This is a genomic window from Stenotrophomonas sp., from assembly GCF_031995405.1.
Classification (GTDB): domain Bacteria; phylum Pseudomonadota; class Gammaproteobacteria; order Xanthomonadales; family Xanthomonadaceae; genus Stenotrophomonas.
This window is the reverse complement of the sequence record NZ_DAMAGC010000133.1, coordinates 1-11,267: the sequence shown is the minus strand read 5'-3', so window position 1 is coordinate 11,267 and position 11,267 is coordinate 1. Positions and strand designations below refer to the sequence as shown.

7 protein-coding genes and 1 pseudogene are annotated in these 11,267 nt (G+C 68.4%); all 8 read left to right on the top strand.

What is annotated here, in order from left to right:
* Positions 1 to 417 (top strand): annotated as a pseudogene (locus RTO53_RS17270) (type I glyceraldehyde-3-phosphate dehydrogenase); the annotation flags it as partial.
* A gap of 177 nt (positions 418 to 594) precedes the next feature.
* Positions 595 to 3,264 carry a DUF2339 domain-containing protein gene (locus RTO53_RS17265; RefSeq protein ID WP_312238952.1) on the top strand — a complete coding sequence of 890 codons (2,670 nt, stop codon included), beginning with the start codon at positions 595 to 597 and terminating at the stop codon, positions 3,262 to 3,264.
* 5 nt (positions 3,265 to 3,269) lie between these two features.
* Positions 3,270 to 4,628, top strand: coding sequence for a DUF3999 domain-containing protein (locus RTO53_RS17260; RefSeq protein ID WP_312238953.1), 1,359 nt, complete (start codon positions 3,270 to 3,272; stop codon positions 4,626 to 4,628).
* Between the two features lie 542 nt (positions 4,629 to 5,170).
* Positions 5,171 to 6,346, top strand: coding sequence for a phosphoglycerate kinase (locus tag RTO53_RS17255; RefSeq protein WP_312238951.1), 1,176 nt, complete (start codon positions 5,171 to 5,173; stop codon positions 6,344 to 6,346).
* Between the two features lie 8 nt (positions 6,347 to 6,354).
* Positions 6,355 to 7,014, top strand: coding sequence for an HAD hydrolase-like protein (locus RTO53_RS17250; RefSeq protein WP_312238950.1), 660 nt, complete (start codon positions 6,355 to 6,357; stop codon positions 7,012 to 7,014).
* Between the two features lie 213 nt (positions 7,015 to 7,227).
* Positions 7,228 to 8,694: a pyruvate kinase gene (gene pyk / locus RTO53_RS17245; RefSeq protein ID WP_256777446.1), complete on the top strand. Its 1,467-nt coding sequence runs from the start codon at positions 7,228 to 7,230 to the stop codon at positions 8,692 to 8,694.
* A gap of 166 nt (positions 8,695 to 8,860) precedes the next feature.
* Complete coding sequence (locus RTO53_RS17240) at positions 8,861 to 9,865, top strand: class I fructose-bisphosphate aldolase (RefSeq protein ID WP_312238949.1); 1,005 nt, start codon at positions 8,861 to 8,863, stop codon at positions 9,863 to 9,865.
* A 244-nt stretch (positions 9,866 to 10,109) separates the two neighbouring features.
* On the top strand, positions 10,110 to 11,267 hold a 1,158-nt coding region (locus RTO53_RS17235), incomplete at its 3' end, for a M1 family aminopeptidase (protein ID WP_312238948.1).

Sequence of the window (11,267 nt, the reverse complement as noted above, 5' to 3'; positions counted from 1 at the left end):
CGCGGCGGCCGCGGCATCCTGGAAAACATCATTCCGTCCTCGACCGGCGCAGCCAAGGCCGTCGGCGTGGTGATCCCGGAGCTGAACAAGAAGCTCACCGGCATGAGCTTCCGCGTGCCGACCTCGGACGTGTCGGTGGTCGACCTGACCGTCGAGCTGGAAAAGGAAGCCACCTACGCCGAGATCTGCGCCGAAGTGAAGGCACAGAGCGAAGGCGCGCTGAAGGGCATCCTGGGCTACACCGAAGACAAGGTGGTGGCCACCGACTTCCGCGGCGAGACCCACACCTCGGTGTTCGATGCCGATGCCGGTATCGCCCTGGACAGCACCTTCGTCAAGCTGGTGTCCTGGTACGACAACGAGTGGGGCTACTCCAACAAGTGCCTGGAAATGGCCAAGGTCGTCGCCGCCAAGTAAGCGCGGCGCAGCCTCGGTGCACCCTGCGAACCCCGGCCCTGTGCCGGGGTTCGTCGTATCTGGCCCGGCAACGGACAGGGGGCCCCGCAGCTGCCGTCGATCCATTAGCATGGCCGCGTGCCACCGGCATGGCGTCGGCAGGATGCCGCCGGGGCTCCCCTTTGAGGATGGCGTGGAATGGAAGCTCTGATTGTCCTGCTGGCGGTGGTGGTACTGCTGATCCCGGTGTTGCTGGTGGTGGCCCTGGTGATGATCGCCGGCCTGCGCCGGCGCGTGTCCGCGCTGGAGAGCCAGCAGTTCCAGGCCAGCGCGCAGCCGTCGGCCGAGGTGCCGATCAGCACGCCGCTGGGCTGGGCGGAGACCGCCTATCGAGCGCCGCCGCCCGCCGCCGCTGCCGAACCGACGCCCGAACCGGCGGTGGTTGCCGTGCCGTTGGCCGCCGCCCCGGAGCCGCCGCGTCGTCCGCCGCCGCTCCCTGCGTCCGCCCCCGTCCCGGTGGCGGCCAGCGCGCCGCTCCCGCCCGCACCGCCGCAGGGCCCGGGGATCGGCGAGCGGATCATCGGCACGATCAAGCAGTGGTTCACCGAGGGCAACGTGCCGGTCAAGATCGGCATGCTGGTGCTGCTGGCCGGTGTCGCTGCGCTGCTCAAGTACGCCAGCGACCAGGGTTGGTTGAATGCGCCCATCGAACTGCGCCTGGCCGCGATCGCCGCGGCGGCGCTGGGCGGGCTGGTGTTCGGCTGGATCCAGCGCGACCGCCGGCGCCTGTTCGCGCTGGCCCTGCAGGGCGGCACCATCGGCGTGCTGCTGCTGACCATCTTTGCCGCGTTCAAACGCTACGACCTGATCGATGCGCCGCCGGCCTTTGCCATGAGCGTGTTGCTGATCGCCGGCATGGGCGTGCTGGCGGTCGTGCAGAATTCGCGCACGCTGGCGGTGCTGGGCATCCTGGCCGGGTTCATGGCGCCGATCTGGCTGTCCACCGGCAGTGGCAACCACGTGGCGCTGTTCTCCTATTACGCCGTGCTCAACGCAGCCATCCTGGCCATTGCCTGGTGGCGTCCGTGGCGGGTGCTCAACCTGCTCGGGTTCGCCTTCACCTTCGGCATCGGTACGGCCTGGGGCGTGCTGCAGTACAACGCCGACAAGTTCAGCAGCACCGAGCCGTTCCTGCTGCTGTTCTTCGCCTTCTACCTGCTCATCCCGATCCTCTATGCGCGCCGCCAGCCGGCGGAGAAGCGCGACCTGGTCGATGGCAGCCTGGTGTTCGGCACGCCGCTGATCGCCTTCTCGCTGCAGGCCGGGATGCTGCACGACGACCGCCTGCTGCTGGCACTGTGTGCGTTGGCGCTGGCCGCGTTGTACGCGGTGCTGGGCTGGGCGCTGATCCGGCGCGCCCGCTATGCGGTGCTGGGCCAGTCGCACGCGGTATTGGCGGTGGGCTTTGCGACGTTGGCGGTGCCGCTGGCATTGTCCGCCCGCGCCACCGCCAGTGTGTTCGCGCTGGAAGGCGCCGGGCTGGTCTGGCTCGGCCTGCGCCAGAAGCGCTGGCTCCCGCAGATCGCCGGTGCGCTGCTGCAGCTGGGGGCGGCGTTCGGGTTCGTGGTGGGCGCCGACTACTGGCATGCCGATGCCACCGCGATCGCCAACCCGACCTTCATGAGCGGGCTGCTGCTGGCGCTGGCCGGCTTCGCCTCGGCCGCCTGCTACCGAAGGGCGCGCCAGGATTCGCCGGCCGTCGTCTACTACCTGTGGGGCTTGGTGTGGTGGCTGGGCGGTATCGCCCACGAGGTCAGCCGCTTCGTGGCGCGCGACAGCCGTCCCGACGCGCTGCTGATCGCGGTCGCGGTCACCGCGTGGCTTGCCGCCGAGTGGCATCGCCGCGCACCGGCCCGCGCGCTGGTGCTGACCACGCTGACCATGCTGCTCAGCGCTTTCCCGCTGGTGCTGTGGCAGGGCGAGGCGCACCAGCAGCCGTTCGCCGGCTATGGCGCGCTGGCCTGGGCGGTGTTCGCCGTGCTCGGCGTGCGCAGCCTGTGGTGCCTGCGTGGCGGCCAGGACCGCACCGCGCTCGCGGCGCAGTTCACCTGGTGGCTGCTGTGGCCGACGGTGGTTTCGCTGGCCTGCATGTGGCTGGCCGATCGCTTCGCGCTGGCGCAGGGCTGGTCGGTGGCGCTGGCGCTGCTGCCGTGGCTGCTGGTCACCGCGGCCGCCCTGCTGCGCTGGTCGTGGCTGGCCGTGCCGCTGGGCGCGCGCTTCGACGCACTGCGCACGGCGCTGACCTCCACGTTGTTCGTGGTGCTTGGGGTGAGCTGGCTTGGCCTGCTCACGCTGCCGGGCGGGTCGGCACCGCTGCCGTGGCTGCCGCTGCTCAATCCGATGGAGCTGGTGCAGTTGGCCGGGCTGGCACTGGCGGCGCGCTGGTTGTGGTCGGCCCAGGCACCGGACGGGCCGCGTGGCGTGCGCGTGCCGTTGCTGGCCATCGCCGGTTTCATCCTGCTCACCAGCACCACGCTGCATACCGTGCACCACTGGGGCGGCGTGGCCTGGAACGACGCGCTGTGGTCCTCGACCCTGGCCCAGACCAGCCTGACCGTGGTCTGGAGCGTGCTCGGCGTGATCAGCTGGGTGTGGGGCTCGCGCCGCGGCCAGCGCACGTTGTGGCTGGTCGGTGCGGTGCTCATGGGCGTGGTATTGGCCAAGCTGGTGCTGATCGACCGCCAGCACCTGGGCAACCTGCTGGGCATTTCCTCCTTCATCGCCTACGGCCTGTTGTGCACGGTCGTAGGTTATCTCGCGCCGGCGCCGCCGCGCGCCCCGGAACCCTCCGTGGAGCCACACCCGTGAACCGAATGCGCACCCTGATCGCGGCGCTGTCGCTGGCCGCCCTGCCGTCCCTGGCACTGGCCGCCGATGCGCGCCAGGAGTATCGCCAGCAATGGCCGTTGCAGCTGTCGCAGCCGCAGGCCGGTGCCTACCGGGTGCTGCTGGACGAAGCGGTCTACCGCAGTGCGGTGTCGCCCCAGCTGGCCGATGTGCAGGTGTTCAATGCGCAGGGCCAGGCGCTGCCGACGACCCTGCTGGCCGCCGACCAGCCGCTGGCACGCGAGGCGCAATGGCAGACGCTGACCTGGTTCCCGTTGCCGGCGCTGGCCGGCGCCGCCGCCGACGACCTGCAGCTGCTGACCGAGCGCAATACCGACGGCAGCGTGCGGCGGGTGGAAGCGCGACTGGGGCGCAGCGGCGCGGGCAGCACGCAGGCTGCCGGCTGGCTCGTCGATGCCAGTGCGCTGCACGTGGGCGTGCAGGCGCTGCGGCTGGACTGGCAGACGCAGACCGCGCTGCAGGCACGGGTGCGGGTGGAAGCCAGCGACGATCTGCGACAGTGGCAGCGCATCACCGACGATGTGCCGCTGGTGGATCTGCAGCACGATGGGCAGCGCCTGCAGCAGCGACGCATCGAGATCGGGCACCAGGCGAAGTACTTCCGGATTCTGCCGATGGGCGCCGATGCGCTGCCGGCGTTGTCGGCGGTGCAGGCCGAGCTGGTGCCGGCAGCGCAGTCGATCGATTGGCGCTGGCAGTCGCTTGGCGGTGCTGCCGGCAAGCCGGGGGAGTTCGAGTACCGGCTGGAGGGGCGCTTCCCAATTGCCCAGGTGGACATCGACACGGCCGACAACAGCGTGGTGCAGTGGACGTTGCTGAGTCGCGATGATGCCAGCCAGCCGTGGCAGGTGCGCGCGGGTCCATGGGTGGCCTATCAGGTGCAGGATGCGGCGCAGCGGCGTCGGTCGCAGACGCAGGCGTTGCCGGTGCCCAGTCGCGATCGTTACTGGAAGCTGGTGGCGGGGCAGGCGCAGCCGAGCGTGGCGCCGACGTTGAAGCTGGGCTATCAACCTGAAGCGTTGGTGTTCCTGAGCCAGGGCGAGGGGCCATACAGCGTGGCGGCGGGCAGTGTGCGCGCGGCGCGCAGCGATGCGCCGGTGGGGACGGTGATCGCGCAGTTGCGTGAGCAGCAGGGGGCGCAGTGGCAGCCGGCACTGGCGACGTTGCAGGGGCCGGCGCAGGTGCTGGCCGGCGACGCGGCGGTGGCGCCGCAGCGCGACTGGAAGCGCTGGTTGCTGTGGGGGTTGCTGGTGCTGGGCGTGCTGGTGGTCGGTGGCTTCGCGGTGAGCGTGCTGCGGCAGAAGCCGGGCGGTGCTGCGGGGTGATGGATGGGCGGGTTTCTGCGGGAAGAATTGCCTTGGGAGCAACTGCTTTCGGAGCAGCGCCTTTAGCAGCAGCGCCTTGATCTTCCTGGCCTCCGGACGGTTCATCGCGCTGGCGGTGGGGGAAGAGCTGCCGGGCAGCGCCCGGCACTACGTGTCCGAGCGTCGCTTTGTGGTCGGCTTCTCACCATCCTTCCGCATTCCTGACGTACGGAAGCTGCCGGGCAGCGCCCCGCATTGTCGGTGGCCTTTTCCATGCGCACCGACCCGTTGTCGAGTGTGGGGGCCTGTGGGTTCACGGGACCCTGCGCCGCATGGATGCGGCGACGGAGCTTACATGGACGTACTTAAAACGTGTCCCGTGAACCCACAGGCCCCCGCACAGCGCAGCAGCATCGGCCGCAGGGCGTTGGACTTGGACTTGGACTTGGACCTGGCTCCTGCCTTCGCTTCTGCCCGAAAATTTGCGATGCGCCCGCGCAGTCGGGACAATGGGCGTCTGCGCCGTGCGCGGCGCCCTTTCCTTTTCAGCCAAAGAGTTGCCCATGTCCATCGTTCGCATGACCGACCTCGATCTCTCCGGCAAGCGCGTGCTGATCCGCCAGGACCTCAACGTGCCGATCGAGGATGGCAACATCACCTCCGAGCAGCGCATCACCGCATCGCTGCCGACGTTGAAGATGGCGCTGGAGAAAGGGGCGGCGGTCATGGTCATGTCGCACCTGGGACGGCCGAAGGAAGGCGTGTGGAGCGAAGCCGATTCGCTGGCGCCGGTGGCGCTGCGGCTGTCGCACCTGCTGGGCGTGAAAGTGCCGCTGGTGCGCGACTGGGTTGACGGTGTCGAGGTTGCGCCCGGCGAGATCGTTCTGCTGGAAAACTGCCGCATGAACGTCGGCGAAGCCAAGGACGATGAAGCGCTGGCGAAGAAGTATGCCGCGCTGTGCGACGTGTTCGTGATGGATGCTTTCGGTACCGCGCATCGCGCGCAGGCCTCCACCCATGGCGTGATCCGCTTCGCGCCCGTCGCCGCCGGTGGCCCGCTGCTGATGGCCGAGCTGGACGCTCTGGCCAAGGTTCTGCACGCGCCGGCGAAGCCGCTGCTGGCGATCGTGGCCGGCAGCAAGGTGAGCACCAAGCTTGAGCTGCTCTCCAGCCTGGTCGGCAAGGTCGACCAGCTGATCGTCGGGGGCGGTATCGCCAACACCTTCATCGCCGCGGCCGGTTACCCGGTCGGCAAGTCGCTGTACGAACCGGATTTGCTGGAGACGGCGAAGAAGATCGTCGCCGATGCCAAGGCGCGTGGCGCCGAGATCCCGCTGCCGACCGATGTGGTGGTGGCCAAGCAGTTCCTGCCCGATGCCGAGGCCACGGTGAAGGCGCTGGCCGATGTCGCCGAGGATGACCTGATCCTGGACATCGGCCCGGACACCGCCCGGCACTACGCCGGGTTGATCGCCAAGGCCGGCACCGTGGTCTGGAACGGCCCGGTCGGCGTGTTCGAATTCGAGGCCTTCAGCCACGGCACCCAGGCGCTGGCGCAGGCGATTGCCGCCTCGTCGGCGTTCTCCATTGCCGGCGGCGGAGACACCCTGGCGGCAGTGGACAAGTACGACATCGCCAAGCAGATCAGCTACATCTCCACCGGCGGCGGCGCGTTCCTGGAGTTCCTGGAAGGCAAGACCCTGCCGGCGGTGGCCGCGCTCGACGCACGGGGCGCCTGATGGCGACCGTGGGGCGTCACGCCGATGCCGGGCGGGATGTCCTGTTCTTCGACCTGGATGGCACGCTGATCGATTCGGCGGTCGGCATCACCCAGTGCGTGGCGCATGCGCTCACGCAGATGGGCAGGCCGGTGCCGTCGCAGGAAGAACTGCGGCGCTGGATCGGCCCGTCGCTGCGCACCAGCTTCGCGCCGCTGTTCGCCGATCCGGCCGATGTCGAACAGGCGGTGACGTATTACCGCGAGCGTTTCGACGTGGTCGGCTGGCGCGAGCACGAGGTCTATCCGCGCATCGGCCAGGTGGTGCAGGCGTTGCATGATCGCGGCCATCGGCTGGCGATCGTCACCGCCAAGAACGAGCCGCATGCACGGCGCATCGTCGAGCACCTGCCGTTCGGCAACTGCTTCGAGGACGTGATCGGGGCGACCATCGACGGCAGCCGCAGCGAGAAGCCGCAACTGGTGGCCGAGGCGCTGATGCGGCTGTCGCTCGACCCGCAGCAGTGCTGGATGATCGGCGACCGGCGCATGGATATCGCCGGCGCGCGTCATCACAACATGCGCAATATCGGCGTGTTGTGGGGTTTCGGCGGGGCCGAAGAGCTGCAGGAGGCCGGTGCGCAGCATCTGGCCAGCGCGCCGGATGACCTGCTGAGCGTGCTCGCCTGAGGCAGTTGGCGGCATCCCGTACGCCGCCGCATGTCCTGCGCAAAGCCAATCGTGTCGGGGCTTGTCGCCAGTCGCAGGTCAGCCGATGTCCGCGCGGCGGTCCGACGCTGTCTCCGGGACATCGGACAAACCCAGACACCGCAAGGCTGTAAACGTATTCATGGGACGTGAAGGGTGTGCTAATTTCGATCCTTTCCCGGGAGCCCATTTACCATGATTGAGCGTCAGCGCCGTACCAAGATCCTTGCCACCCTCGGACCGGCAACCGACCCGCCGGGCGTGCTGGAGGATCTCTTCCGCGCCGGCGTGAACGTGGTTCGCCTCAACTTCAGCCACGGCGATCCGTCCGGCCAGGCCAAGCGTGCCGCCGACGTGCGCGCCGCCGCGCAGCGGGTGGGCGTGGAAGTGGGCATCCTGGCCGACCTGCCGGGCCCGAAGATCCGCATCGAGCGCTTCGCCGAAGGCAAGATCCACCTCAAGGCGGGCGACCGCTTCGACCTGGTCGCCTCGGCCACCCCGCCGCCGGGCGACACCACCCAGGTGGGCGTGAGCTACCTCGGCCTGCCGCAGGACGTGGCCGCCGGCGACGTGCTGCTGCTCGACGATGGCCTGATGCAGCTGCAGGTGCTCGAAGTGCAGGGCGAGCGCATCATCAACACCGTGCTCAACGACGGCGTGCTGTCCGACCGCAAGGGCCTGAACAAGCAGGGCGGCGGCCTGTCGCTGGGCGCGCTGACCGAGCGCGACAAGGAGCTGATCGGCATCGTGGCCAAGATCGGCGTGGACTTCATCGCCGTGTCGTTCTGCCGCAATGCGCAGGACATGAACGATGCGCGCGAGATCGCCGAATCGCATGGCTGCTACGCCGCGCTGGTGTCCAAGATCGAGCGCACCGAGGCGATCGAGAACCTGGAAGAGATCATCGACGCCAGCGACGTGGTCATGGTCGCGCGTGGTGATCTGGGCGTGGAAATCGGCGATGCCGAGCTGCCGGGCCTGCAGAAGAAGATCATCAAGGCCTCGCTGGCGCAGAACAAGGTGGTGATCACCGCCACCCAGATGCTGCAGTCGATGGTCGAAAGCCCGATCCCGACCCGCGCCGAAGTGCTGGACGTGGCCAACTCGGTCATCGACGGCACCGATGCGGTGATGCTGTCGGCCGAAACCGCCGCCGGTGCCTACCCGGTCAAGGCGGTCGAAGCGATGGCGCGCATCTGCCTGGGTGCCGAGCGTCAGTTCCAGACCGAGACCGACTTCGGCGCCTCGCCGCGCGGGTTGGAGCGCGCCGACCAGGCCATCGCCATGGCCACCATGTTCCTGTCCCAGCACGTGGGCGTGCGCGCGATCGTGGCGATGACCGAATCCGGTGGCACCGCGCGTTACCTGTCGCGCTTCCGTGCCTCGGCCCCGGTGTTCGCAGTGACCCGCCATGACGGCGCCCGCCGCCAGATGGCGCTGATGCGCGACGTGTTCCCGATCAACTTCGACAGCCGCGGCTTCACCCCGCGCGAAGCCGCCCGTGGCAGCATCCGCCTGCTGGTGGAAGCCAACCAGCTGCAGGCCGGCGACCGCGTGGTGTTCACCAGCGGTGAGCACATGGAGACCCACGGCGCCACCAACACCCTGCGCCTGCTGGAAGTGGGCGAAGACGGTCGCGCCAGCGGCCTGGGCGACCTGTAAGGGGAGTGCCGGGCCACGCCCGGCAGTGCAGCACACGGCGGCGCGGCGGAAACGTCGCGCCGTCTCGCGTTGGCCATCTGAAAGCGTTTCCAGATTCCGTGGACGGTCAGTTCACGGGAGGCGGGGGCTATAATTGCGGTTTTCCCGCACCCGCCACAGGAAATACATGAGCATCGAACAGCTGGCTGAAACCGCCCAGGCCATGGTCGCCCCGGGCAAGGGCATTATCGCGATCGACGAATCCACCGGCACCATCGGCAAGCGCTTCGCCAGCGTCGGCCTGGAGAACACCGAAGAGAACCGTCGCGCCTACCGCGAGATGCTGCTCACCACGCCGAAGCTGAACGAGCATGTCTCCGGCGCGATCCTGTACGACGAGACCATCCGTCAGTCCACCAAGGACGGCGTGCCGTTCGCCAAGTACATGGCCGACCACGGCATCATCCCGGGCATCAAGGTCGACAAGGGTGCCCACCCGCTCGCCGGCTGCCCCGGTGAGATGGTGACCGAAGGCCTGGACGGCCTGCGCGAGCGCCTGCAGGAGTACTACAAGCTGGGTGCGCGCTTTGCCAAGTGGCGTGCGGTGATCAACATCGGCGAGAGCATCCCGTCGGGTACCTGCATCGAGTCCAACGCCCACGCGCTGGCCCGTTATGCGGCGCTGTGCCAGGAATGCGGCCTGGTGCCGATGGTCGAGCCGGAAGTGATCATGGACGGCGACCACGACATCGAGACCTGCTACGAAGTCACCGAAGCCACCCTGCGTTCGCTGTTCGACGCGCTGTACCAGCAGAACGTGCTGCTGGAAGGCACCATCCTGAAGGCCTCGATGGTCATCTCCGGCAAGGGCTGCGAAGAGCAGGCCGACGTCGAGGAAGTGGCCGAGTCGACCGTGATGTGCCTCAAGAGCACCGTGCCGGCGATCCTGCCGGGCGTGGTGTTCCTGTCCGGTGGCCAGAGCGATGAGCAGTCCACCGCACACCTGGATGCCATGAACCAGATGGGCAACCTGCCGTGGCCGCTGAGCTTCTCCTACGGCCGCGCCATGCAGCAGGCCGCACTGAAGCTGTGGGCCAAGGACACCAAGGCCAACATCGCCAAGGCACAGCAGACCGTGTACGACCGCGCCAAGGAAAACGGCCAGGCGGCACTGGGCAAGTGGAACGGCTGATACCGGCCTGACCGCGCATGAAGAAACGCCGGCCTCGCGCCGGCGTTTTTTTTGGGGGGGTAGAGCCACCCCATGGGTGGCTGCGCGGTGCTTGGGTGGCTGCGCGCGGTGCCTTGGGTGGCTGCGCGCAATGCCCGGATGGCTGCGTGCGGTGCCTGATCGCAAGCAGAAAGCAGCCACGCATGGCGTGGCTCTGCCCGTCGCGGTCTGGCACGATGCGATCCACATTGCTCGGAGGGATGCCATGATCGTGCGACAATGCGTTGGGGTGTTGGCGTTACCGCTGCTGTTTGGTTGCTGCGTGGTGCACGCCATGCCGCCACGCGGTTTCGATGTGCTGCACTACAGCGTGGCGCTGGTGCCCGATATCGCCGCCAAGCGCGTGCAGGGGCAGCAGACCGTCCGTTTCAAGGCGGCGCAGACGCTGTCCACGCTTACCCTCGACGCGGGCACACTCGAGGTGACGTCAGTGAAGCAGGGCGGTCGCTCCCTTGCCTTTGCGCAGGCCGACCAGCATCTGCACGTCACATTGGCTACGCCGCTGAAGCGCGGTGCCTTGGCCGAGCTGCAGATTCGCTACCACGGTGCGCCAACGTTCGGCCTGGTGTTCGCCCCCGAGCGCGAGGAGGTCTACACGATCTTCTCCACCAGCCAATGGATGCCCTCGGTGGATGCGCCCGATGAGCGCGCCACGCTGGATCTGTCGGTGACATTGCCGCCAGGGCTGCGGGCCACCGGTACCGGCCGCGCGCTGCCCACGCGTACGTTGGCCGATGGACGCCTGGAACATCACTGGCGACTGGACACGCCGATGCCCGGTTACGTGTATGGCTTCGCGGCCGGCCGCTACCAGCAGGCCATGCAGCAACATGGTGCAGTGCAGCTGCGTTTCCTCTCGGTGGAGCGCACGCCTTCGCAGCTGCGCACGGTGTTTGCGCGGACCGGCGACATGCTCGATTTCTTCGCGGCGCGCGCCGGGCTGCCGTATCGCGGTGACTACCAGCAGGCGCTGGTGGCCAACACCATCGGGCAGGAAATGGCGGGGGTGTCGCTGATGTCCGAGGCGTACGGCCAGGAGGTACTCGACGATGCCGACCAGACCGCGTTGATGGCCCATGAGGCCGCGCACCAATGGTGGGGCAACCGGATCACCTGCGCCGGCTGGGAGCACTTCTGGCTCAACGAGGGGATGGCCAACTTCATGACCGCCGCCTACCTGCAGCAGGCGCAGGGCGAGGCCGCCTACCAGGCGCAGGTGGAGGGTTGGCGCAAGCGCCTGGACGCGCTGCGGGCCAAGGGCGCGGACCACGCGCTGGTATATGCCGACTGGAACGCCCCCAGCGCCGACGACCGCGCGGTGGTCTACCGCAAAGGCGCCTACGTACTGCACCTGCTGCGCGGC